Source organism: Nocardioides candidus (assembly GCF_041321175.1).
In the GTDB taxonomy this organism is placed as follows: domain Bacteria; phylum Actinomycetota; class Actinomycetes; order Propionibacteriales; family Nocardioidaceae; genus Nocardioides.
In genome coordinates this window covers 20,415-43,801 of record NZ_JBGGWC010000004.1, presented here as the reverse complement: position 1 = coordinate 43,801, position 23,387 = coordinate 20,415, and the positions used below count along the sequence as shown (strand labels likewise).

Below are 23,387 nucleotides of genomic sequence, written 5' to 3'. Positions count from 1 at the left end.
GCTCGCGTCACCGAGCCGAGCGGGTCCCGCCGTTGTGGTGGGCGACGATCCGCTCGGCGAGGTCGCGGATCTTCATGTTGAGGTCGCGGGAGTGGTTGCGGAGCTTGGTGAACGCCTCGTCGTCGTCGAGGGCGTACTGCGCCATCATCAGGCCCAGCGCCTTCCCGATGGTGCGGTTGCTGATCAGCCCGTCCTGGAGCTGGTCGGCCGTCCGTCGGGCCTCGCGCGCCTGGTTGCGCAGCGCGACCTGGTCGCTCGCCAGCGCGGCGACGCCGGCCAGGGAGCCGCGCTGCTCCTCGGTGAGCTCGCGCGACTCGTGCGACAGCAGGCACAGCACGCCCAGCGCGCTACCGTCGCGCGCGACGAGCGGCTCGGTGACGTGGAAGGCGTAGCCGCGCTCGGCGGCGGCTGCGGGGTCGGCCAGCGACCCGGGGAGGTCGTCCTCGCCGTCGATGCTGACGACGGCCAGCGCCACGTCGCAGAGCCGGGCCGCCAGCTCGGTCACCGAGAGGAGGGCGCGATCAGTGGGATCTCCGGCGACGCGGTCGGCGTCGAGCTCCCTGCACTTGGCGATGTCCAACACAACCGCATTCAACGCGCGCGCGACCTGCGTCGGTAGCGCACGAAGCGCACACTTGTGCACCGAATGCGCAGCCGGGGCGCCACCCGTCAGCTGCGTCGCAGGGTCTCGCTGGGGTACTCGTCGTAGGCGGCGCGGTACGACGCCGTGAACCGGCTCGGGTCGGCGAACCCCCACCGCGCGGCGATCCTCGAGATGGTCGTCCGCGACGGGTCGGCGGCGACCAGGTCGGCGCGGACCCGGTCGAGACGAACCTGCCGCAGGTAGGCCATCGGGGTGGTGTCGAGGTGCCGTCGGAACGCGACCTGGAGGGTGCGGACGGACACGTTGCAGGTCCGCGCGATGTCGGCGACGCCGATGTCGAGGTCCGGGCTCTCGTCGCAGAAGGCGACGGCCCGACGTACCACGCTCGGCAGCGCGGTGGCCTGCGTCGCCGTGTCGGCGCCTGAGACGCCGAAGGAGGCGAGCAGCACCGCAGCGAGGTGCCGTCCGGCACTTCCGAGCACCAGCGCGCTGTCTCGGAGGGACTCGTCGAGCACCGTGGTGGTGACGTAGTCGATCGTGCGGTGCCACTTGGCCACCTGTGCCGGGTCGAGCGTCTCGTAGCGCAAGCGGTCGCGCCAGGCCGCCCCGCCGGCGACCGCGTCGAGCAGCGACGTGTCGACGCCGATGAGCTGCATCGAGGCACCGTGCAGGCGGGTCGAGTAGTCCCGGTCGGGGTGGGCGATCAGGGCCACGTCGCCGGGACCGAGGACACGGTGGGTGCCGTCGGTCCAGATCTCCATCTGGTGCTCGACGATGCGCGCGATGAGCACGTGACCGAGGGGGTCGACCGTGTAGTCGGTGACGAGGCTGTTGGCGAACCGGTCGAACCGCACCTCGCCGATGTCGTCACGGCTCTGCTCGAAGCGGAAGCTGTCGCGCTCGCCGCGCACGCGGAGGCGGTTGTCCGCGTAGAGCTCGGCGACGCGGGCGCTGCCGACGTCGGGATCCGTCGTCACGAATCGTGTGCTCACGGGGGAGTGCAGCATGGCGGCTCCGATTTCAAGCGCGATCCAAGCTGCCCGCTTCTAGAGCAACGTCCCCAGGTTAACGATCGATAACGGTTCTGCGCTAGTCGCCGGCCTTGGGGTCCAGCTTCTTGAGGCCGCAGACCGCAGGTCCCTCGAGCACCGAACCGTCCTCGGCGAACCGGGAGCCGTGCAGGGGGCAGTCCCACGAGCGTTCCGCGTCGTTCCACTGCACAGCCCCGCCGAGGTGCGTGCAGACGCCGCTCAGCGGGCGCTCGCTGCGGGCGGCGTCGCGCCACCGTCGTCGTACGACGTCCTTCGTCAGCTCGGTGCCCACGCCGACGTTGTAGCGGGCCGCCCGCACGACGCCGACCGCCTCGCGCGGGGTCCAGGAGCTGAAGGCCCGGTGCCACGGCGGCCGTTCGCCGGCGCCGTGCTCGGCCAGGATCGACTTCGTCAGGAGGAGGGCGGCCGCGGGGGCGGCCGCCAGTCCCCACTTGTCGAACCCGGTCGCCACCCAGGTGTCGTGACGGCCCGGGACCATCGGTCCGACGTAGGGGAGCCCGGTGACGGTGCCGTGGTCCTGGGCGGACCAGGTGTGGGTGACCTCGCCGCCGAACGTGCCGCGCGCCCAGGCGAGCAGCTCCTCCAGGTGCGCCGACTCCTCGCCCCGGCCGGTGGTGTGGCCGTAGCCGCCGACGAGGAGCAGCTCGTCGCCGCCAGCGATCGGGTGCGAGCGCAGAGACCGGGACGGCTGGTCGGCCGAGAGGTACATGCCCTCCGGCGCCCAGGGCGAGCGCAGGGCGGCGGCGTAGGACCGCTGCGGGTGCAGCCGCGCGAAGAAGCCGTGGCGCCTCAGGACGGGCTGGCCGGTCGCGAGCACGACGTGCCGGGCACGGAGGCGCGCCTCGTCGGTCTCGACCTCCGAGCCGCTCGCACCGTGATGGAGGTCGGTCACGCGGGAGTGCTCGAAGAGGTCGCCGCCCTCGGCGACCAGCTCGGCCGCGAGCGTGTCGAGGAGGTCCATCGCGTGCAGCTGCATCTGGTCGGCAAGGCGGACGGCCCCGCGCACGTGCAGCGGCAGCTCGGTCGCCTCCTCCCAGGTCGCCTCCAGCCCGGCGAGCTGCGCGACCGACAGCTCGGCCCTCGCGCGGAGCTCGCCGGCGCGTGTCGAGGCGTAGGTGTAGGCCGGCCGCACCTGGTGGTCGACGCCGTGCACGGTGCAGAACTCGCGCAGCCAGGCCTGCCCCTCGCGGTTGGCGGCGACGTAGTCACGCACGACCGAGGGCGGGTTGGTGCTGAGCGCCCTGCGCAGCTTCGTGCCCTGCAGCAGGCTGACCTTCGCCGTGGTGTGGCCGGTCGTGCCGTCCCCGACCTGCCGTGCCTCCAGCACCGCGACGCTGCGGCCCGCCCTGGCGAGGAGGACCCCGGTCAGCAGACCGACGATGCCTCCGCCGGCGACCACGACGTCGTACGACGCCTCCCCTCGGAGCGACGGACGGGCGGCGCGAGGTCGGTCCAGCCAGAGCGGCGTCATCGGGTTCATGCCCCTGGCGGTACCCGTCAGGGCCCGAAGATTCCGGATCGGGACCAAACAGCAACCCGAGATGACCGTGACGGCGACCTCCTCGGGACTACGCTCGCTCCATGGACCGCCGGATCTTCGGGATCGAGAACGAGTACGGCGTCACGTGCACGTTCAAGGGCCAGCGTCGGCTCAGCCCCGACGAGGTCGCCCGCTACCTCTTCCGCAAGGTGGTCTCCTGGGGCCGCTCGAGCAACGTCTTCCTCCGCAACGGCGCCCGGCTCTACCTCGACGTCGGCAGCCACCCCGAGTACGCCACGCCCGAGTGTGACGACGTCACCGAGCTGGTCACCCACGACAAGGCGGGGGAGCGGGTGCTCGAGGGCCTGCTCCTCGACGCCGAGCAGCGGCTGCACGACGAGGGCATCGCGGGCGAGATCTACCTCTTCAAGAACAACACCGACTCCGCGGGCAACTCCTACGGCTGCCACGAGAACTACCTCGTCAGCCGCGCCGGCGAGTTCAGCCGCCTGGCCGACGTGCTGATCCCGTTCCTGGTGACCCGCCAGATCATCGTGGGCGCGGGCAAGGTCACCCAGACGCCGCGCGGGACGTCGTACTCCGTCAGCCAGCGCGCCGAGCACATCTGGGAGGGCGTCTCGAGCGCCACCACGCGCAGCCGGCCGATCATCAACACCCGCGACGAGCCGCACGCCGACGCCGAGAAGTACCGCCGCCTCCACGTCATCGTCGGCGACAGCAACATGAGCGAGACCACCACCATGCTCAAGGTGGCCTCGTGCGACCTCGTGCTCCGGATGATCGAGGAGGGCGTGGTGATGCGCGACCTCACGATGGAGAACCCGATCCGGGCGATCCGCGAGATCTCCCACGACGTCACCGGTCGCCGCAAGGTGCGCCTGGCCAACGGCAGGGAGGCCAGCGCCCTGGAGATCCAGGGCGAGTACCTCCAGAAGGCTCGCGACTTCGTCGATCGCCGCGCGATCAGCACGCCCGTCATCGAACGCACGCTGGACCTGTGGGAGCGCGCGCTGAAGGCCGTGGAGTCCGACGACCTCGGCCTGGTCGACCGCGAGATCGACTGGGTCATCAAGTGGAAGCTGATCGACCGCTACCGCGCCAAGCACGGCCTGCCACTCAGCCACCCGCGCGTCGCCCAGCTCGACCTGGCCTACCACGACATCCACCGCAACCGCGGCCTCTACTACCTGCTGGAGAAGCGCGGAGCGGTCACCCGGGTCACCAGCGACCTGAAGATCTTCGAGGCCAAGTCGGTGCCGCCGCAGAACACCCGGGCGCGGCTGCGCGGCGAGTTCATCCGCAAGGCACAGGAGCGCCGGCGCGACTTCACCGTCGACTGGGTGCACCTCAAGCTCAACGACCAGGCCCAGCGCACGGTGCTCTGCAAGGACCCGTTCCGGGCGTACGACGAGCGTGTGCAGCGCCTGATCGACGGCATGTGACGCTTCCTCCTGCTCGGCTTGTAGGGTTTGCGCGTGCTGAGCCGACTGACCCGCCCTGCCGCACTCGCCTCTGTGGCCCTCTGCAGCCTCGCGCTGCTCACGGCGTGCGGTGACGACGCCTCCTCCGGAGTGAAGGAGGCGAGCGGCTTCGACGCCGTGTCGATCTCGGGCCCCGTGGGGGAGGAACCGACGTTCGACTGGAAGGCCGCCCTCAAGCCGGGCGACACCCAGGACGAGGTCCTCGAGGAGGGTGACGGCACGGCGCTGAAGGACGGCGACCAGCTCCTGGTCAACTTCGCGGTCTCCGACGACTTCTCCCGGGACGTGTCCTACTCCACCTACGGCGACGACACGGGTGCCTCCGTCCTCACGGTCGGCACGGACGTCGAGCCCCAGCAGGCGCAGGACCTGATCACCCAGCTCATCGAGGAGCACGTCAAGTCCGGCATGAAGACCGGCACCCGCCTCGCCTTCACGGTCGACGTGAAGAAGGAGTGGGGCGACACCGGGCTCTACCTGACCGGTATCGACGTCGGCAACGAGGACGGCATCGCTGTCGTCGCCGACCTCGAAGCGGTGCCGCTCGACGGGCCGAAGGGCAAGTCGAAGGCGGCCCCCAGCTGGGCACCGAAGATCGAGCAGGAGAAGGGTGACCTGACCGGCCTGGACTCCAGTGCCGAGGCCGCACCCGATGCGAAGGCGACCGACCTGACGAAGGCGATCCTGGTGGAGGGCACCGGCCCGACGGTGGAGAAGGGCGACGAGATCATCGCCAACTACATCGGCCAGGTCTACGACGCGGACAAGCCGTTCGACCTCAGCTACGACGACAAGTCGCCGGCGAGCTTCACCATCGGCACCGGTGCGGTGGTGAAGGGCTGGGACGAGGGCCTCGTCGGCGTGAAGGTGGGGAGCCGGGTGCTGTTGCGGATCCCGCCGAAGCTCGGCTACGGCAAGCAGGGCAACTCCCAGGCCGGCATCAAGGGCACCGACACCCTGTACTTCGTCATCGACGTTCTCGCCACGGCCTAGGTCTCAGGCAGAATCGGGGACATGCCCGCGCCCAAGAGTGAGCGCCTGCTCAACCTCCTCATCATGCTGCTCGTGCAGCGCCGTCCGATCGCCAAGGACCGGATCCGCGAGCTGCTCTACCCCGACTCGCGCCCGGACGCGTTCGAGAAGATGTTCGAGCGCGACAAGGAGGAGCTGCGCAGCCTCGGGATCCCGGTCGAGGTCGCCCAGCTCGACCCCCTGTTCGACGACGAGGTCGGCTACCGGATCCCGCCCGACGAGTTCGCGCTGCCCGACGTCGAGCTGACGCCGGAGGAGGCCGCGGTCGTCGGCCTGGCCTCACGCGTGTGGCAGCAGGCGACGATGGCGCAGGCGACGACCGACGCCGTCCGCAAGCTGAGCGCCGCCGGCCTCGACGTCGACCTGACCGCCCTCGACATCGCCCAGCCGCGCCAGACGGGCGACGAGCCGGCGTTCGCGACCTGCTGGGAGGCGGTCTGCGACCGCACCTGCATCGAGTTCGAGTACCAGCGGCCCGACGAGCCGGAGTCGCGCCGGCGCCACCTCCAGCCGTGGGGGATGGTGCGCACGTCCGGGCGGTGGTACCTCGTCGGCTTCGACACCGACCGCGGCGCCGAGCGGGTGTTCCGGCTCGACCGGGTACAGGGCGGGGTGAAGAAGGTCGGCGGCCCGAGGGCGTACGACGTCCCGCCCGACACCGACCTGCGTGAGACGATCGAGCGGCTGGCCCCGGTGCCCGCCGCCGAGCGCGCCGTGCTGCTGGTGCGCAAGGGCACCGGTCACAGCTTCCGCCGGCGCGCGGCCCGCGTGAAGGAGGGCGTCGACGGCCCGGACGACCGCACGACGTGGGACTGCGTCGAGCTCGACCGGCCCGCTCGCGGCCTGGTCGACGAGGTGCTCTACCACGGCCCCGACGTGGTGCTGGTCGAGCCGGCCGCTCTCCGTGCCGAGGTCGTGGCGCGCCTGGAGGCGGTGGCCTGATGTCGACCCAGACACCAGCGCCCGGCGCCCGCGACCAGGTCGCCCGGCTGCTCACCCTGGTGCCGTTCCTGCACCATCGCGACCAGGTCCGCCTGGCCGACGCGGCCGAGCTGCTCGGCACCACCCCCGCCCAGGTGCTGGGCGACCTCAAGGTGCTCTTCATGTGCGGCCTGCCGGGCGGGCTGCCCGACGACCTCATCGACGTCGACCTCGACGCGATCGAGTCCGACTCCGGGCCGGTCAGCGACGGGGTGATCCGCATCGACAACGCCGACTACCTCGCGCGGCCGTTGCGCCTGAGCCCGACCGAGGCCTCGGCGGTGACGGTCGCGCTCCACAGCCTGCGCGACGTCTCGCCGCTCGACACCCAGGCCATCATCGACCGGGTGCTGGCCAAGCTCGAGTCCGCCGCGGCGACCGCCGCCGCCGACCGCAGGATCGCGGTCGACCCGCGGTCCGGCGAGGTGGCGCTCGTGGCCCTGGCCGACGCCCTCCAGCGGGCGGCCGACGACGGGCGCCAGGTGCGGCTGACCTACCACGTGCCGGCGCGCGACGAGCTGTCCGAGCGCGTGGTCGACCCGCGGGGCGTCGTACCCCACGGCCGGTTCCACTACCTCGACGCGTGGTGCCACACCGCCGGGGGAGAGCGGCTGTTCCGGCTCGACCGGATCACCGAGGCGTCGGTCCTCGACACGACGATCGCGACCGACCCGCAGCCTCCGCGCGAGGTGACCGAGGGCCTCCTCAGCGGGGAGACCCCGGTAGGCGGCACGGTCGCGACGCTGCTGCTGCGACCGCAGGCCGACTGGGTGCCGCACTACTACCCGATGCAGGAGGTGCGGCCGCTCCCCGACGGGAGCGTCGAGGCCGACCTGCCCGTCGCCGACCCGCGGTGGCTGGTGCGGTTGCTGCTCCGCCTGGCACCGCACGCCTCGGTCGTGGCGCCCCGGCAGTTCAGCGAGTCGTTCTCAGCAACTGCACAGGAGACGCTGGCTCTCTACCGATGAGCGGCGGCGTACGATGGGTGTGACAGGCAGTTCCTCGAAGTGAGAGTTGGTCCCAGATGCTTCCCCTGATCGGTATGCCCCAAGGGGCGGAGTGGCTGATCATCCTCGCGATCTTCGTGCTCGTCTTCGGTGCGGCGAAGCTGCCCGAGCTCGCCCGCGGCACCGGCCAGGCGCTGCGCATCTTCAAGGCCGAGACCAAGGGCCTCACCGACGACGACGAGAAGCCCAAGGCCGCTCCGACGGCCGAGCTGAGGGCGCCGGTCGCCGACGAGGTCGCCGAGGGCGAGATCGTCGACGAGCGCGAGCACAACGCCTGAGCCGGAATTGTCGCTCCCGGGGGTTCTCCAGCTCTTCGTCGGCAAGCCGGTCCATCCTGTCGGGTCCGACGGGCGGATGGCCCTGTCCGACCACCTGCGCGAGCTGCGCGCGCGGATCCTCAAGGCCGCGCTCGCGATCGTCGTCGCGTTCGTCGTGGCCCTGTTCTTCTTCGACCCGCTGTTCCACTTCGTCAACGAGCCCTACCAGCAGGCCCGTGAGTCGCTGGGCAAGGACCGCACCGTCGCCACGACCAACGGCGCGGCCGGCGGCTTCCTGCTCTACCTCAAGCTCTGCGGACTCGCCGGCCTGATCGCCTCCAGCCCGGTCTGGCTCTACCAGATCTGGGCGTTCATCCTCCCGGGGCTGCACCGCGAGGAGAAGAAGTGGACGGCGATCTTCGCCATCGTCGCCGGCCCGCTCTTCATGGTCGGCATCGTGCTCGGCTACCTCACCATGCCCAAGGGTCTGGAGATCCTCATCGGGTTCACCCCGGGCGACCTGACCAACCTGCTCGACTTCAACGACTACCTGTCGTTCTTCATGCGGACCCTGCTCGGTTTCGGCATCGCCTTCGAGATCCCGGTCTTCGTCGTGCTCCTCAACATGGCCGGCATCGTCAAGGGCCGCCAGCTCGGCGCCCACCGACCGTGGATGATCGTCGGCACCTTCGTCTTCGCCGCGGTCATCACGCCGTCCGGCGACCCCTTCACGATGTCCTTCATGGCCATACCGATGGTCATCCTGTTCCTGATCTCCGAGGTCATCGCGCGGATCAACGACCGCCGCCGCGGCAGCAAGAGCCTCAATGCCGGGTTGAGTCCCGGCGAGGCGTCGCCGCTATGAGCGAGGCCGCCTGCGCTGCGGTGGATGCCTTCGACCTGCCCGAGTGGCTGGGCGTCGACCCCGTCACGTGGACCGCTGTCGGACGGCTGCGGCACGGCATCGTCCCCGGTGTGCTGCACAGCGACACCTCCGACCACGAGCTGCCCTGCGACCTGATGGCCGGTGACGTCGCCTACCCGGTCGCGGTCGTCGACGAGGCGACCCGGGTGCAGATCCACCAGGCGTGGCGGCACGGCCAGGTGCACGTCGTACGCCGGGGCGACCGGATCACCCTCGGCGCGCCCGGAACCGACTTCACCGCCCCCCGCGTGCTCGACGCCGTGGGCCGGCTCGCCAAGGCCGTCGGGGCACCTCCCGACCACTTCTCGGTCCGGCTGCGCGTCGCGCGCGACGGCTCGGGCTGGGACCGCGGCGGTCAGTGACCCGCGCCGATAGGTTGGGGTCGTGACTCGCGAGATCGCCCTCCTCACGAACCCCACGGCGGGGAAGGGCCGCGGCGCGCGCGTGCGCGAGGCCGCCCTCACCCTGCTGCACGGGGCGGGCTGGCGGGTGCAGGTGCTCGAGGGCCGCGACGCGGACGAGGCCGCCGAGCTCGGGCACAAAGCGGTCGCGGGTGGCACCGAGGCGCTCGTCGTCTGTGGCGGCGACGGCATGGTGCACCTCGCCGCGCAGGTGCTCGCCGGCACCGGCACGCCGCTCGGCATCCTGCCCGCGGGCACCGGCAACGACGCGGCGCGGACGCTCGGGATCCCGCGGAAGGACACCGCCGCCGCGGTCGCCCGGCTCATCGCCTGGCGGCAGCGCACGGTCGACCTCGCGCGGTCCGGTGACCGCTGGTTCCTCACGGTGCTCGCGGCCGGCTTCGACGCCGTCGTCAACGAGCGCGCCAACAAGATGACGTGGCCGCGGGGCCAGATGCGCTACAACCTCGCCACGCTCGCCGAGCTGCGCACCTTCGAGCCGCTCCACTACGAGCTCGACCTCGACGGCGAGCAGCACCACCTGCGGGCGATGCTGGTGGCGGTCGGCAACGGGCCGTCCTTCGGGGGTGGGCTGCGCATCGCGGAGGGCGCGGTCATCGACGACGGGCTGCTCGACGTGGTCGTGATCGGTCCGCTGACCAAGCCCGACCTGGTCCGCACCTACCCGAAGCTCTTCAGCGGCACCCACGTCCACCACCCCCAGTTCTCGCGCCACCGCGTCCGGAAGGTGTCCGTGGCCTGCCCCGGCATCGTCGGCTACGCCGACGGCGAGCGCTACGGCGCGCTGCCGCTCACGGTCGAGTGCGTGCCCGCTGCCCTCCAGGTGATCGCATGACCGCGTCCGACAGCACGGTCCTCGACGACTTCGCGGCGTCGTACCCCTTCCCGCTCGACGAATTCCAGCTGGAGGGTTGCCGGGCGCTCGAGGCGGGCCACGGCGTGCTCGTCGCTGCCCCGACCGGCGCGGGCAAGACCCTGGTCGGGGAGTTCGCGGTGCACCTCGCGCTCGCGACCGGTCGCAAGTGCTTCTACACGACGCCGATCAAGGCGCTGTCCAACCAGAAGTACCACGACCTCGTGGCGCGCTACGGGCCCGAGAAGGTCGGGCTGCTGACCGGTGACACCACGATCAACGGCGAGGCCGCGGTCGTCGTGATGACGACCGAGGTGCTCCGCAACATGCTGTACGCCGGCTCGCGGACCCTCATCGGCCTCGGGTTCGTCGTCATGGACGAGGTGCACTACCTCGCCGACCGCGCGCGAGGCGCGGTCTGGGAGGAGGTCATCATCCACCTCCCCGAGTCCGTCACCGTCGCGTCGTTGTCGGCCACCGTGTCCAATGCCGAGGAGTTCGGCGAGTGGCTGGAGACCGTGCGGGGAGAGACCCGGACCATCGTCGCCGAGCGCCGTCCCGTGCCGCTCTACCAGCGCGTCATGGTCGGGCGCCGGCTGCTCGACCTGTTCGCGTCCTCTGACGTCGACGCGTCGGCCGGCTTCGTGCGCGAGGGCGCGCCGGTCAACGACGAGCTGATGCGCATCGCGCGCGACGACTGGGCGAGCACCCGTTTGATGCGCGACCGGCGCTCTCCGCGCAAGGGGAAGCCGGGCTCGTCGAAGAACCCCCGCAGCGTCGGCAACGGTCGCCGGGTCTGGATCCCCGGACGGGTCGACGTGATCGAGCGGCTCGAGCGCGACAAGATGCTGCCGGCGATCGTCTTCATCTTCAGCCGCGCGGCCTGCGACGCGGCGGTGCAGCAGTGCCTCGACTCCAACCTCCGGCTCAACACGCCGGCGGAGCGCGACGAGGTGCTCGACTTCGTGGAGCGCACGGTCGGCACGCTGCCTGGCGCCGACCTCGACGTGCTCGGCTACCACGAGTTCCTCGACGCGCTCAGTCGCGGTGTCGCGGCCCACCACGCGGGGATGCTGCCGGCCTTCAAGGAGTGCGTGGAGGCCCTCTACCTCCGCGGCCTGGTCAAGGTGGTCTTCGCGACCGAGACGCTCGCGCTCGGCATCAACATGCCGGCGCGCACCGTCGTGCTGGAGAAGCTCACGAAGTGGAACGGCGAGACCCATGCCGACATCACGCCGGGGGAGTACACCCAGCTGACCGGCCGGGCGGGCCGCCGCGGGCTCGACATCGAGGGCAACGCCGTCGTGCTGTGGCAGCCGGGGATGAACCCCCGCGAGCTCGCCGGTCTCGCCTCGACGCGGACCTATCCGCTGAGGTCGTCCTTCCGGCCGTCGTACAACATGGCGGTGAACCTGGTCCACCAGTACGGCCGCCACCGCTCGCGCGAGCTGCTTGAGCAGTCGTTCGCGCAGTTCCAGGCCGACCGCGCCGTCGTCGGGCTGGCGCGCCAGCTGCGCAAGGCCGAGGACGCGCTCGAGGGCTACGCGGAGGCGGCGAAGTGCCACCTGGGCGACTTCATGGAGTACGCCGACCTGCGCCGCCGCATCAACGAGCTCGAGAAGGGCGCCAGCCGCAGCCGCAGGGCCGAGCGGCGCGACGACGCAGCCCGGTCGCTCGAGGCGCTGAAGCCGGGCGACGTCATCGTGGTGCCGGCCGGGAAGTTCTCCGGGCCCGCGGTCGTCGTCGACCCGGGGCTGTCCGAGCACGGCCACCGCCCGTTCGTCGTCACCTCCACCCGCCAGGCCAAGCGGCTCGCCATCATCGACTTCCCGGTGCCGGTGGAACCGGTCGGCCGGGTCCGTCTGCCGAAGAAGTTCGACCCGCGCAACCCGCACCTGCGCAAGCTCGCCGCCGACTCGGTCAAGCAGGCGGTGGCCGACCTCCCGCACTCCGTCGTGCGACCGCGCCTGGAGAAGACCGCGATCGATGCGGGCGCCGCCGACGAGATCTCTGCTCTGCGGGCCCGGATGCGGGCACACCCGTGCCACGGGTGCAGCGACCGGGAGGACCACGCCCGGTGGACCGAGCGCTACTTCAAGCTGCAGCGCGACACCGAGACCCTCGCGCGGCGGGTGGAGCGGCGCACCAACACCGTCGCCCGGGAGTTCGACCGGGTCTGCGAGGTGCTCGACGCCCTCCGCTACCTCGAGGACGACCGGGTCACCGACCGCGGCCGCGGCCTGATGCGCATCTACTCCGACCTCGACCTCGTCGCAGCAGAGGCACTGCGCGAGGGCATGTGGGACGACCTGTCGCCGGCCCAGCTCGCTTCGGTGCTGTCGGTCCTCGTCTACGAGTCGCGCCGACCGGACGAGTCGGCGCCCCGGGTGCCGGGCGGTGCCGTCAGCGCCACGATCGAGCAGATGCAGCGGCTGTGGGGCGAGCTGGAGCGGCTCGAGAAGGACCACAAGCTGTCCTTCCTGCGAGCTCCCGACGCGGGTTTCGCCTGGACCGCCTACCGGTGGGCGGAGGGCGACGCGCTCGACGAGGTGCTCACCCGCGCCGACCTGACGGCGGGTGACTTCGTGCGACAGATGAAGCAGCTCATCGACTTCACCGGTCAGATCGCGGACGCGGCGGGCGACTCGCCCGTCCGCAAGACCGCACGTGCGGCCGTCGGCCTCCTCCGTCGGGGCATCGTCTCGACGGAGTGAGCGCGGAGAGCGATGACTTGTCGCCGTACTCCTGGTCAGAGCGTGCACCCCACCACTGGAGGAGAAGGATCGATGACGACGACCACCCACCAGCTCGACGTGCCCGGAGCCGTGCTGACCTACGACGTCCACGAGCCGGCCCAGCCGGGCCCGCACCGCCCGGTGATGGTCTTCGGTTCGCCCATGGCCGCGTCCGGGTTCGAGCAGCTGCTGCCGTTACTCGATGACCGGGTGGTCATCACCTACGACCCGCGGATGGCCGAGCGGAGCACCCTGGCGGACCACGGCGAGGTGTCCTTCGAGATCCACGGCGACGACGTCCACCGCGTGGTCCAGGCGACCGGGCTGGGCCCGGTCGACGTCTTCGCCTCCAGCGGCGGTGCCGTGGTCGTGCTGCCGTGGGCCCTCGCGCACCCCGAGGACCTCCGGACCGTGGTCGCCCACGAGCCGCCGCTCACCGCGCTGCTCGACGACGGCGACGTCCTGGCCCGGATCAACGCCGACATCGTCGCGACCTACCACCGGAGCGGCCAGGGCCCGGCGATGGCGAAGTTCATGCAGATCGTGATGCACCAGGGCCCGTTCACCGAGGACATGGTCGGGCAGCCCGGACCCGACCCGGCGCAGCTCGGCTTCTCGCCGGACGACGACGGCCGGCGGGACGACCCGCTGCTCGCCTACAACATGGCGATGACGCCGTACGAGCCCGACGGCGACGCGCTGCGAGCCTCCGCCGTGCGGATCGTGCCCGCGGTGGGCGCCAGCAGCGGGGAGGGCATGCCCGCACGGGGCGCTCGCGCCCTCGCCGACCTGCTCGGTGTCGAGGTCGTGGAATTCCCGGGCGACCACGGCGGCTTCATGGCGCACGAGTGGTCGCCCGCGAACGACCCCGCCGCTTTCGCCGCGCGGCTCAAGGACGTGCTCGCGTCCGGTGGACGGCGCCTCTTCGACGACCGGTGAGGAGAGGCTCAGCCAGCGAGCGTCGTGGTGAGGCGCTCGACGGCCGTTCCGATGCCCCAGCGCTCGGTGAGCTCGGCCAGAGCGTCCTCGTCGGCAGGGGCGGACGGGAGCGCCAACGCGTCGCCGCGCGGCAGGTCGAGGTCGCGGACGACGGCGACCACCTTCGGGGCGACGGCGAGGTAGGCGGCGGCGTCCTTGATCTTGAGCCGGGGGCCGGGGGCGAGGTCGCTCCCCGGGTCGGCCGCGGCCTCGACGAGCCCGTCGAGGGTGCCGAACCGCTGCAGCAGCGTGGCCGCGGTCTTGTCGCCGACGCCCTTCACCCCGGGCAGGCCGTCGGAGGCGTCGCCGCGCAGCGTCGCGAAGTCGGCGTACTGATCGGCGCGGACGCCGTACTTGTCGAGCACCCAGGCCTCGTCGACGCGTTCGTGCTTGCCGACGCCCTTGCCGATGTAGAGCACCCGCACCTCCGCGGCGTCATCGACCAGCTGGAAGAGGTCGCGATCGCCCGTGACGATGTCGACCGGCAGCCCGGCGCCGGTGGCGAGGGTGCCGATGACGTCGTCGGCCTCGTGGCCGGGCGCGCCGACGACGGCGATCCCGAACGCGCCCAGCACCTCGCGGATGATCGGCACCTGCACCTCGAGCGGGTCGGGCACCTCCTCGATGTCGGGGGAGCCGGCGACCGGCTCGACCACCCGGTGCGCCTTGTACGTCGGCAGCAGGTCGACCCGCCAGGCCGGCCGCCAGTCGTCGTCCCAGCAGCACACCAGGTGGGTGGGCCGGTACTGCTCGACGAGGTAGCTCAGGTAGCCCAGCATGCCGCGCACGGCGTTGACGTTGGTGCCGTCCGGCGCCTTGATCTCCGGGGAGCCGAAGAAGGCCCGGAAGTACATGGAGGCGGTGTCGAGGAGGAGCAGTCGGGGCGCAGGATTGGTGTCCATCACGATGATCGTAGGGCCCCGATCGGGTCGGATGCCCTAGGGTGACCAGCGTGAGTCAGTCCGGTAGTTTCTCCGCCGTCGAGGCCATCGATCGCCAGATCCTCGAACTCCTGGCGAGGGACGGCCGGATGTCCTACACCGACCTGGGCAAGGCGACGGGGCTCTCGACGTCGGCGGTCCACCAGCGCGTGAAGCGGCTGGAGCAGCGCGGCCTGATCCTCGGTTACGGCGCCACCGTCAACCACGCCGAGATCGGTCTCCCGCTCACCGCCTTCATCGCGATCCGGCCGTTCGAGCCGTCCCAGCCCGACGACGCCCCGACCCGGTTGGAGCACATCCCCGAGATCGAGTCGTGCTGGTCGGTCGCGGGGGACGAGTCCTACATGATCAAGGTCCGGTCGCACTCGCCCGCGGAGCTCGAGGAGCTCCTGGCGCGGATCCGCACCGCCGGCAACGTGTCGACCCGCACGACGATCGTCTTGTCGACGTACTACGAGAACCGTCCCGTCACCGGCTGAGCGGACCCGCGGCCGTCAGTGGGCCTGGAGGGCCGCCGTACGGCGTGACGCCTCGGCCACCTCGGCCGCGCGCAGCGCCGACTCGTCGAGGTCGGCGTGCTGCGTCCACCACGCCTGGCCGCTGACCGGCAGCGTGTGGATCGGGTCGTAGTACTCGTAGGTGCGCTGCAGCGCGTCGGGGTTGCCGGCCTCGATGGAGGTCAGGTAGTTCTTCGTCCAGTGGCTGATGCCGCGCTCGTGGTCGTAGTCGGCGAGCTGGTGCACCCAGCGCTTGCCGACGAACGGCACGTCGCACACGATGCGCGGCGTCGCGAAGCCCGGCAGGTAGCCCATGATCTGGTGCTGCAGGTGCTGCGCCTGGGCGACCGAGATCCGCCAGTGCTCGCTGTAGGGGATCAGGTCGCACATGTAGAAGTAGTAGGGCATGATCCGGGCGCCGTCGAGGAGCGCGAAGCACAGGTCCAGCAGCGCGTGCGGGTCGGCGTTGACGCCGTTGAGGATGACGCCCTGGTTGCGGACGTCGCGGACGCCCGCCTCGAGGAGCGCCCCGGCTGCCTGGGCGACGAGCGGGGTGATCGACTGCGCGTGGTTGGCGTGGGTGTGGATCGCCAGCGACACCCCGCGGCTGCGCGCGGTGGCGGACACCCGAGCCACCCCGTCGACGACGTCGGGCTGCGCCCAGTGCTGGGGGAGGCCGATGAGGGCCTTGGTCGCGAGGCGGATGTCGCGGATGTTGTCGATCTGCATGAGGGAGTCGATGAACGCCTCGAGCCGGGGCCACGGCATGTTGGCCACGTCGCCGCCCGAGACGACGACGTCGCGCACCGAGGGCGTACGGCGGAGGTAGTCCAGCATCGACTCGAGCCGGTCGTTGGGCTTGGCCACGAACTTGAGCTTCTCGACCTGCGCGGTCGAGTTGCCGACGAGGTCCATGCGCGTGCAGTGGCCGCAGTACTGCGGACAGGTCGGCAGCAGCTCCGCGAGCACCTTGGTCGGGTAGCGGTGGGTCAGCCCCTCGGCCACCCACATGTCGTGCTCGTGGAGGGAGTCGCGGGTCGCGTGGGGGTGCGACGGCCAGTCGGTGCGCCGGTCGGAGAACACGGGCAGCATGTAGTGGCGGATCGGGTCGGCGTAGAACGCGTCGGTCAGCGAGCCGGGACCGGAGGGCTCCAGGTGCGGCACCATCGTGTTCATCATCTGCGGCGGCACCAGCATCGACATCGTCGCCCGCTCGGCCTGGTCGCGCTCCAGGTCGGCGTAGAACCGCTCGTCGACCAGGTCGCCGAGGAGCTCGCGCAGCTGCTTGATGTTCTTCACGCAGTGGGCCCGCTGCCACTGCACCGAGGCCCACTCCTCCGCGGTCACGTCGCGCCAGCCCGGGAATCGCTTCCAGTCGGGCTCGACGAGCTCCACCTGACGGTAGGGGTAGGGCTGGCCCGCAGGCTCGGAGATCCCGGCTGCGATCGACGTCTCAATGCTCATGTGTGTCAGAATACGTGAAGATCGTCCGGCCGCAACATCGACAGGCCGGAGAATTTGCGGCTTCACGACGTGGGAGGGAAAGTGTCGACGGTGGTTCACAAGGGCGATCCGACGGGTCTGCACCGGGTCATGGACGAGGTGCGGGTGCTGCCCCAGGCGGCCCAGCGGCTCGACACGCGCGCGGAGCTCTGGCCCGACGAGGTACGGATCCGGGTCGAGCGGCTCAACCTCGACGCCGCGTCCTTCCGCCAGCTCGAGGGGGAGCACGGGGATGGTGCGGCTGTCCGCGCCGCGGTGCTCGCGATCGTGTCCGAGCGCGGCAAGATGCAGAACCCCGTCACCGGCTCGGGCGGCATGCTCATCGGCACCGTCGAGGAGGTGGGCCTGGAGTCCCCGCTCGGGCTCGAGGTGGGCCAGCGCGTGGCCACCCTCGTCTCCCTGACCCTCACGCCCCTGGTGATCGAGGACGCGCTCGCGAGCTGGGACGGCCGCTCCGAGCAGGTCCCCTGCGACGGCTACGCCGTCCTCTTCGGCCGCTCGATCGCTGCGGTGCTCCCCGACGACCTGCCCACTGCCCTGAGCCTCGCGGTGATGGACGTGTGCGGTGCGCCGGCACTGACCGCGCGCGTCGTGCGCCAGTACGCCGACCGCGGCCTCCCGCCGCGCGTGGCCGTGATCGGCGGCGGCGGGAAGTCGGGCTCGCTGGCCCTGGCTGCCGCCCGGACCGAGGGAGCCTCACGGCTGATCGGCGTGGTGCCGACCGAGCGCGAGGCCGCGGCGCTGGCCGCGGCGGGGCTCGCCGACGAGGTCGTGGTCAGCGACGCGCGCGACCCGATCGGGCTGCGTGACGCCGTCGCCGCCGCCGGCGGACCCGCTGACATCACCGTCGTCTGCGTGGACGTGCCCGGCTGCGAGGGCGGTGCGATCCTCGCGACCGCGGAGGGGGGCACGGTCGTCTTCTTCTCCATGGCCACCTCCTTCTCCGCCGCCGCGCTGGGGGCAGAGGGCGTGGCTGCCGACGTGACCATGCTGGTCGGCAACGGCTACGTGCCCGGCCACGCCGCCTACGCGCTGGACGTGCTCCGGAGCAACGACGGGGTGCGCCGGCTGTTCGAGGGGCGGTTGGCGTGACGAGACGACGCGGCAAGCTCGACCTGGACCCGGTCACCGTCCGGAAGGCCCGTTCCCTCGCGAGGAAGGCGGGGCGGCCGATCGTCAAGATCGCCCAGCAGCACACCACCGTGTCGGTCGAGCGCGCCACGCTGCGCCTCGCCGGGCTCGGGGGAGCCGACGCGGAGGGCACGCCGTGGGTCAACCGGCTGCTCGACGCCGTACGCGCGGACGTGGGCCTGGAGCACGGCGCCGCGTTGCCCGTCTGGGACGCGCTCGTGCGTGGCGAGGCCGAGGACCTGGTCACGCTGGCGCAGAAGGCGTCGGCCGGATCGGTGCGGTTCCGCCTGCCCGAGGGCCGTGACGCCCAGCGCGCCCGCACCGCCAGCTCCCGGTCGGTCGGGGCCGGCATCAAGCAGGTCGACCGTCGTCGCGTCGAGCGGGAGCGGCTGATCAAGAGGCACGGTGACGCGCCGCGCACGCCGTGGATCTACCTCATCGTCGCCACCGGCGACATCTACGAGGACATCCCGCAGGCGCAGGCCGCGGCCCGCGAGGGTGCCGACGTCATCGCGGTGATCCGCTCGACGGGGCAGAGCCTGCTCGACTTCGTCCCCGAGGGGGCGACCCGCGAGGGCTTCGCCGGCACCTACGCCACGCAGGAGAACTTCCGCCTGATGCGTGCCGCGCTCGACGAGTCGAGCAAGGAGCTCGGCCGCTACGTGCGGCTCACCAACTACGCCAGCGGTCTCTGCATGCCCGAGATCGCCGCGCTCGCGGGCCTCGAGCGGCTCGACATGATGCTCAACGACTCCATGTACGGGATCCTCTTCCGCGACATCAACCCGATCCGCACGTTCGTCGACCAGCGGTTCAGCCGGCAGGTCCACGCCCGGGCGGGCATCATCATCAACACCGGCGAGGACAACTACCTCACCACCGCCGACGCCGTCGAGGCCGCCCACACGGTGACGACGAGCCAGCTGCTCAACGAGTACTTCGCCAAGGAGGCGGGCCTCGAGGACTGGCAGCTCGGCCTGGGCCACGCCTTCGAGATCGACCCGGCGGTGCCGGAGTCGTTCCGTCTGGAGCTCGCGCACGCGCTGCTCGCCCGCGAGCTCTTCCCGAACGCGCCGCTGAAGTGGATGCCGCCGACGCGGCACATGACCGGCGACGTGTTCCGGGGCTACCTGCTCGACGGGTTCTTCAACCTGGTCGGCGCGATGACCGGCCAGGGCATCCTGCTCGTCGGGATGATGACCGAGGCCGTCGTCACGCCGTGGCTGTCCGACCGCGACCTCGCCCTGCAGAACGTCCGCTACGTGCAGGACGCGACCGGCGGGCTGCACGAGGACTTCCACCCCGCGCCGGACGGCCTCATCGCGACCCGGGCCCGCCAGGTGCTGGGGGAGACGATCGACCTGCTCGACCGGATCGCCGCCGAGGGCCTGCTCGACGCGATCGCCGACGGCACCTTCGGCCTGATGCGCCGCCCTGCCGACGCCGGCAAGGGCCTCGAGGGCGTGGCCAAGAAGGCCGACGGCTACTTCAACCCCGCGACCGAGATCCTGGAGGCGAGATGAGCACGATCGTGCGGCCCTACGGCGACACCACGGGCGACGGGATGGTGCAGCTCAGCTTCACCCTCCCGATCTCCTCGGACTCCTGGGCCGAGGCCAAGCGGGCGGAGGGCGCCGCCCAGCAGCTCGCCAACAAGATGGGGATGGACCCGGCGCTCGTCGTGCACGCCAAGCCGATGGGGGAGGGCTTCACCTTTTTCGTCGTCTACGGCCGGGTCAACCACCTGGTCGACGTCGACAAGGTCGAGGTGGTCGAGCGCGACTACCCGCTGATGACGCCCAAGGAGGTCAACGCCTCGATCAAGCGCGGGCTGCGCCGTCGGCTCGTCGTGCTCGGTGCCTGCATCGGGACCGACGCCCACACCGTCGGCATCGACGCGATCCTGAACATCAAGGGCTTCGCGGGCGAGAAGGGCCTGGAGTACTACCGCGAGATCAAGGTGGTGAACCTCGGGGCGCAGGTCTCGGTACCGCACCTGGTCGACCGCGCCGTGGCCGAGCGGGCGGACGCCGTGCTCGTCTCCCAGGTCGTCACGCAGCGCGACGCGCACCTGCTCAACACCCGGGAGATGTCGGCCGCGTTCGGAGAGGCCTTCCCTGCCGACCGGCGCCCCCTCCTTGTCGTCGGGGGACCGCGCTTCGACGAGGCGATGGCCGGCGAGCTCGGCGTCGACCGGATCTTCGGTCGCGGCACCACGCCCGGCGAGGTGGCGAGCTTCCTGGCCCATAGGCTGGCGTCATGAGCGCGTCCACGCCGCAGGTCGGCACCCGCGTCACCCAGCGTCGCTACGTGCCGTACGCCCACGCGCACTACGCCGGCAACCTGGTCGACGGCGCCTACGGGCTCGGCCTCTTCGGTGACGTCGCCACCGAGCTGTGCATCCTCACCGACGGTGACGAGGGACTCTTCGCGTCCTACGACGACGTGCAGTTCCGTGCGCCGGTGCGCGCCGGCGACGTGGTCGAGGCCAGCGCCGAGCTGGTCCGTGCCGGCACCCGGTCGCGCGTCATGGCCTTCACCCTGACGGTCGTCGCCCGCGGTGCCGCGACCGAGGAACGCCCGGGTGCTGCGCAGGTCCTCGACCCGCCTGTCGTGGCCACCACGGCGACCGGCACCGTCGTCGTCCCCTGAGGGGTCGAGGAGCGGCGCGTCGCAAGCGACACGCCGGTTCTACCGGGGAATTTCGCAGGATTTGCGTTGCTCGGGCCCCCGCTCTGACCTGCGCGTTCACGCATTTGCGCAGGTCAGCGGACGGTTGACACTGACCGTCCCGGTCGCCAAAGTACGTGTCCGTTCGCTCGTGCAGGTCGCGGTAGGCGGACCGACGTCCGAGTGGCCGTCCGACTGGGGTGTAGCGCCAACGCCACCGGTCACGGTTCGCGGAGGTCGGTTCGCTCCTCGAGAGCAACACGGAAGGGTCGGGCTCTCCCTAGACAACATCCCTGTGCCGGCAGCCGGTCGGCCGCGGGGATGGTCCGAAGGCGGGTTCGACTTTTCCGTTTTTGCTCACCGCTCCGTCAGCGGGCTCGGACCCGATCACTACGCTTGCCCCGTGGTCGGTCGCCTGCTCCTCGCCGTCGCGGCCGGGCTGGCCCTGACTGCGGCCTTCGAGCCGATCGCCGTCCCCTACCTCGTGCCGCTCGCCGTGGCGGCCTTCGTGCTCTCGGTCCGCGGCCTCACCTTCTGGCGGTCCGGCGCCGTCGCGCTCGTCTTCGGCGTGGCGTTCTACTTCACCCACATCTACTGGATGAAGCAGTCCATCGGCACCGACGCCTGGATCGCCCTGTCCGCCGCGGAGGCCCTGTTCTACGGCGCGGTGGGCCTCACCGTGCCCGTGGTGCGCCGGCTGCCGGGCTGGCCCGTCTGGCTCGCCGCGATCTGGACGACGTCCGAAGGGATCCGGGCGACCTGGCCGTTCAGCGGGATGCCATGGGGGCGTCTGTCCTTCGCGATGATCGACACCCCTGTCGCACCCGCCGTCGCCTACGTCGGGATGACCGGCCTCTCGTTCCTGCTGGCCCTCACCGGCATGCTGCTGGCCGCGGCCGCGGAGACCTGGCTACCGCCGGTGGCGGGCGGGGACGACGCCGGCGGCGCCGGGGGAGGGGCGCGCCGTCGTACGCGCTCCGTGGCGCTCGGAGGCGTCCTGGCGATCCTGGCCCTGCTCCTCGTGCCCGCGGTGGCGCCCTTCCAGGCCCACGAGTCCGGCTCGGCGGTGGTCGCCGCGGTCCAGGGCAACATCCCCGACCCGGCCAACGACATCCTGGCCCACTACCGCCAGGTGACCCGCAACCACGTCGACGCGACGGTCCGGCTCGCCCGCCAGGGCGGACCGCGTCCGGACTTCGTGCTGTGGCCGGAGAACTCGACGGCCGTCGACCCGTTCACCGACGTCGAGACCAACGCCGGGATCCGTCGGGCCGTGGCGGCGATCGGTGTGCCCGTCGTCGTCGGCGGCCTGGTCGACGACGGCCCGGACCACGTCCTCAACCAGGGCATCGTGTGGGACCCGGTGACCGGCCCCGGCGACCGCTACACCAAGCACCACCCGGTCGCCTACGGCGAGTACATCCCGCTGCGTCGCTACTGGGACCCGAACTTCGGCGCGCTGAGGGCGATCGGTCGCGACATGGAGAGCGGCACCCGCACCAGCCCGCTGCGGGTCGCCGGCATCGACGTCGCCGACGCCATCTGCTTCGACGTGGCCTACGACGACGTGATGCGCGACCAGGTCGCCGAGGGCGCCGAGCTGCTGACGGTGCAGACCAGCAACGCGAGCTTCATCTTCACCGACCAGGTGGAGCAGCAGTTCGCCATCACCCGGCTGCGCGCCATCGAGTCGGGCCGGTGGCTGGTCGTCGCCGCGGTCAACGGCATCACCGGCGTGGTCGCCCCCGACGGGACCGTCGTCGCCTCCGCCGACCCGAGGACCCAGGCCGTGATCGTCGAACGTGTCGGGCTGAGCACCGACCTGACCCCGGCCACCCGCCTCGGGCCGTGGCCGTCCCGCGTCCTCACCGGGTTGTCGGTCCTCGTCCTCGCGGTGGGCGCGATCGCGTACCGTCGTCGGCAGGAAGATCCGGGTCCCGCGCGGGTGCCCGACGCACCGGCGGCACCAGAGACGCCCCCAGACAGGAGTGAGGCTCCCGTTGCCAGGAGATGAGACCGCGCACGACGACCGGACGAGCGCGCTCGGCCGGGTCGTGGTCGTGATCCCGACCTACGACGAGGCCGCCAACATCGCGTGGATCGTCGGGCGGCTGCGCCGCGCCCGTCCCGAGGTCGACGTGCTCGTCGTCGACGACCACTCGCCCGACGGCACCGGGGAGATCGCCGACGGGCTGGCGGTCGAGGACGCCCAGGTCCACGTGCTCCACCGCGCGGGGAAGGGCGGCCTCGGAGCGGCGTACCTCGCCGGCTTCTCCTGGGCGCTCGCTGCCGGCTACGACGTCATCGGCGAGATGGACGCCGACGGCTCCCACCAGCCCGAGCAGCTCGGTCGGCTGCTCGATGCGCTGCGCGACGCCGACCTCGTGATCGGCTCGCGCTGGGTGCCCGGCGGAAGCGTCGTGAACTGGCCGCGGCGTCGCGAAGCGCTGTCCCGCGGCGGCAACCTCTACGTCCGCCTGCTGCTCGGCATCGACGTCCGCGACGCGACCGCCGGCTTCCGCGTGTTCCGGCGCCAGGCGCTGGAGAAGATCGACCTCGCCTCGGTGCGCTCGACCGGCTACGTCTTCCAGACCGACCTGGTCACCCGGTGCCTGCGCCACGGGCTCACCGTGCGTGAGGTACCCATCGAGTTCATCGAGCGGGTGCGCGGCGAGTCGAAGATGAGCGGTCAGGTCGCCGTGGAGTCGCTCCGGCGGATCACACAGTGGGGTGTCCGCGAGCGGGTGGAGCAGCTCCGTGGCCGGCGCCACGGTGCGGCCGCGGCCCCCGGCGACGTTGCCGCGCGCAGGTAGCCTC

22 protein-coding genes are annotated in these 23,387 nt (G+C 71.5%); 17 read left to right on the top strand and 5 right to left on the bottom strand.

Annotation, left to right across the window (positions count from 1 at the left end; all coding sequences use genetic code 11):
- Positions 1-7: 7 nt before the first annotated feature.
- The 3 genes from ACAX67_RS17385 to ACAX67_RS17375 form a co-directional block, all read right to left on the bottom strand.
- Entirely contained in the window at positions 8-583 is a 576-nt protein-coding gene (locus ACAX67_RS17385; protein ID WP_370705141.1) for an ANTAR domain-containing protein, read from the bottom strand.
- Between the two features lie 86 nt (positions 584-669).
- Positions 670-1,596 carry a helix-turn-helix transcriptional regulator gene (locus tag ACAX67_RS17380; RefSeq protein WP_370705140.1) on the bottom strand — a complete coding sequence of 309 codons (927 nt, stop codon included), beginning with the start codon at positions 1,594-1,596 and terminating at the stop codon, positions 670-672.
- 97 nt (positions 1,597-1,693) lie between these two features.
- Entirely contained in the window at positions 1,694-3,136 is a 1,443-nt protein-coding gene (locus ACAX67_RS17375) for an FAD-dependent oxidoreductase (RefSeq protein ID WP_370705139.1), read from the bottom strand.
- 101 nt (positions 3,137-3,237) lie between these two features.
- On the opposite strand from ACAX67_RS17375, the gene pafA reads away from it, so the two are divergent.
- The 10 genes from pafA to ACAX67_RS17325 all read left to right on the top strand — a co-directional run bounded on the left by pafA (position 3,238) and on the right by ACAX67_RS17325 (position 13,789).
- The gene (pafA, locus tag ACAX67_RS17370; RefSeq protein WP_370705138.1) at positions 3,238-4,599 is read left to right on the top strand and encodes a Pup--protein ligase; all 1,362 of its coding nucleotides are present in this window, start codon (positions 3,238-3,240) and stop codon (positions 4,597-4,599) included.
- Between the two features lie 33 nt (positions 4,600-4,632).
- Complete coding sequence (locus ACAX67_RS17365) at positions 4,633-5,631, top strand: FKBP-type peptidyl-prolyl cis-trans isomerase (RefSeq protein WP_370705137.1); 999 nt, start codon at positions 4,633-4,635, stop codon at positions 5,629-5,631.
- A 21-nt stretch (positions 5,632-5,652) separates the two neighbouring features.
- The gene (locus ACAX67_RS17360) at positions 5,653-6,612 is read left to right on the top strand and encodes a helix-turn-helix transcriptional regulator (protein WP_370705136.1); all 960 of its coding nucleotides are present in this window, start codon (positions 5,653-5,655) and stop codon (positions 6,610-6,612) included.
- Positions 6,612-7,619 carry a helix-turn-helix transcriptional regulator gene (locus tag ACAX67_RS17355; protein ID WP_370705135.1) on the top strand — a complete coding sequence of 336 codons (1,008 nt, stop codon included), beginning with the start codon at positions 6,612-6,614 and terminating at the stop codon, positions 7,617-7,619. The genes ACAX67_RS17360 and ACAX67_RS17355 overlap by 1 nt, the downstream gene beginning before the upstream one ends.
- A 56-nt stretch (positions 7,620-7,675) precedes the next feature.
- Positions 7,676-7,936 carry a twin-arginine translocase TatA/TatE family subunit gene (locus tag ACAX67_RS17350; RefSeq protein WP_370705134.1) on the top strand — a complete coding sequence of 87 codons (261 nt, stop codon included), beginning with the start codon at positions 7,676-7,678 and terminating at the stop codon, positions 7,934-7,936.
- Positions 7,937-8,012: 76 nt separating this feature from the next.
- On the top strand, positions 8,013-8,780 hold the full coding sequence (gene tatC, locus ACAX67_RS17345; protein WP_370705133.1) for a twin-arginine translocase subunit TatC: 768 nt from the start codon (positions 8,013-8,015) through the stop codon (positions 8,778-8,780).
- Positions 8,777-9,202, top strand: a complete 426-nt coding sequence (locus tag ACAX67_RS17340) for a hypothetical protein (protein WP_370705132.1) — start codon at positions 8,777-8,779, stop codon at positions 9,200-9,202. Before tatC ends, ACAX67_RS17340 begins: the two co-directional genes overlap by 4 nt.
- 22 nt (positions 9,203-9,224) lie before the next feature.
- Entirely contained in the window at positions 9,225-10,097 is an 873-nt protein-coding gene (locus ACAX67_RS17335; RefSeq protein ID WP_370705131.1) for a diacylglycerol/lipid kinase family protein, read from the top strand.
- Positions 10,094-12,829 (top strand): DEAD/DEAH box helicase, encoded by a 2,736-nt coding sequence (locus tag ACAX67_RS17330; protein ID WP_370705130.1) that lies wholly within the window; start codon positions 10,094-10,096, stop codon positions 12,827-12,829. The genes ACAX67_RS17335 and ACAX67_RS17330 overlap by 4 nt, the downstream gene beginning before the upstream one ends.
- 72 nt (positions 12,830-12,901) lie before the next feature.
- Positions 12,902-13,789 carry an alpha/beta fold hydrolase gene (locus ACAX67_RS17325; RefSeq protein WP_370705129.1) on the top strand — a complete coding sequence of 296 codons (888 nt, stop codon included), beginning with the start codon at positions 12,902-12,904 and terminating at the stop codon, positions 13,787-13,789.
- 8 nt (positions 13,790-13,797) lie between these two features.
- On the opposite strand, the gene ACAX67_RS17320 is transcribed toward ACAX67_RS17325, so the two are convergent.
- Positions 13,798-14,730, bottom strand: a complete 933-nt coding sequence (locus tag ACAX67_RS17320) for a 5'-3' exonuclease (RefSeq protein ID WP_370705128.1) — start codon at positions 14,728-14,730, stop codon at positions 13,798-13,800.
- Between the two features lie 50 nt (positions 14,731-14,780).
- Between ACAX67_RS17320 and ACAX67_RS17315 the strand changes: the two genes are divergently transcribed.
- Positions 14,781-15,248: an Lrp/AsnC family transcriptional regulator gene (locus ACAX67_RS17315; RefSeq protein WP_370705127.1), complete on the top strand. Its 468-nt coding sequence runs from the start codon at positions 14,781-14,783 to the stop codon at positions 15,246-15,248.
- Positions 15,249-15,263: 15 nt separating this feature from the next.
- On the opposite strand, the gene ACAX67_RS17310 is transcribed toward ACAX67_RS17315, so the two are convergent.
- Positions 15,264-16,730, bottom strand: a complete 1,467-nt coding sequence (locus ACAX67_RS17310; RefSeq protein ID WP_370705126.1) for a KamA family radical SAM protein — start codon at positions 16,728-16,730, stop codon at positions 15,264-15,266.
- A 90-nt stretch (positions 16,731-16,820) separates the two neighbouring features.
- On the opposite strand from ACAX67_RS17310, the gene kdd reads away from it, so the two are divergent.
- The 6 genes from kdd to ACAX67_RS17280 all read left to right on the top strand — a co-directional run bounded on the left by kdd (position 16,821) and on the right by ACAX67_RS17280 (position 23,383).
- Entirely contained in the window at positions 16,821-17,861 is a 1,041-nt protein-coding gene (gene kdd / locus ACAX67_RS17305) for an L-erythro-3,5-diaminohexanoate dehydrogenase (protein ID WP_370705125.1), read from the top strand.
- On the top strand, positions 17,858-19,423 hold the full coding sequence (kamD, locus tag ACAX67_RS17300; protein WP_370705124.1) for a lysine 5,6-aminomutase subunit alpha: 1,566 nt from the start codon (positions 17,858-17,860) through the stop codon (positions 19,421-19,423). The genes kdd and kamD overlap by 4 nt, the downstream gene beginning before the upstream one ends.
- Positions 19,420-20,163, top strand: a complete 744-nt coding sequence (kamE, locus tag ACAX67_RS17295; RefSeq protein ID WP_370705123.1) for a lysine 5,6-aminomutase subunit beta — start codon at positions 19,420-19,422, stop codon at positions 20,161-20,163. Before kamD ends, kamE begins: the two co-directional genes overlap by 4 nt.
- Complete coding sequence (gene kal / locus ACAX67_RS17290) at positions 20,160-20,552, top strand: 3-aminobutyryl-CoA ammonia lyase (RefSeq protein ID WP_370705122.1); 393 nt, start codon at positions 20,160-20,162, stop codon at positions 20,550-20,552. Before kamE ends, kal begins: the two co-directional genes overlap by 4 nt.
- Before the next feature lie 421 nt (positions 20,553-20,973).
- The gene (gene lnt / locus ACAX67_RS17285; RefSeq protein WP_370705121.1) at positions 20,974-22,584 is read left to right on the top strand and encodes an apolipoprotein N-acyltransferase; all 1,611 of its coding nucleotides are present in this window, start codon (positions 20,974-20,976) and stop codon (positions 22,582-22,584) included.
- On the top strand, positions 22,571-23,383 hold the full coding sequence (locus tag ACAX67_RS17280) for a polyprenol monophosphomannose synthase (protein WP_370705120.1): 813 nt from the start codon (positions 22,571-22,573) through the stop codon (positions 23,381-23,383). Before lnt ends, ACAX67_RS17280 begins: the two co-directional genes overlap by 14 nt.
- Positions 23,384-23,387: the final 4 nt, after the last annotated feature.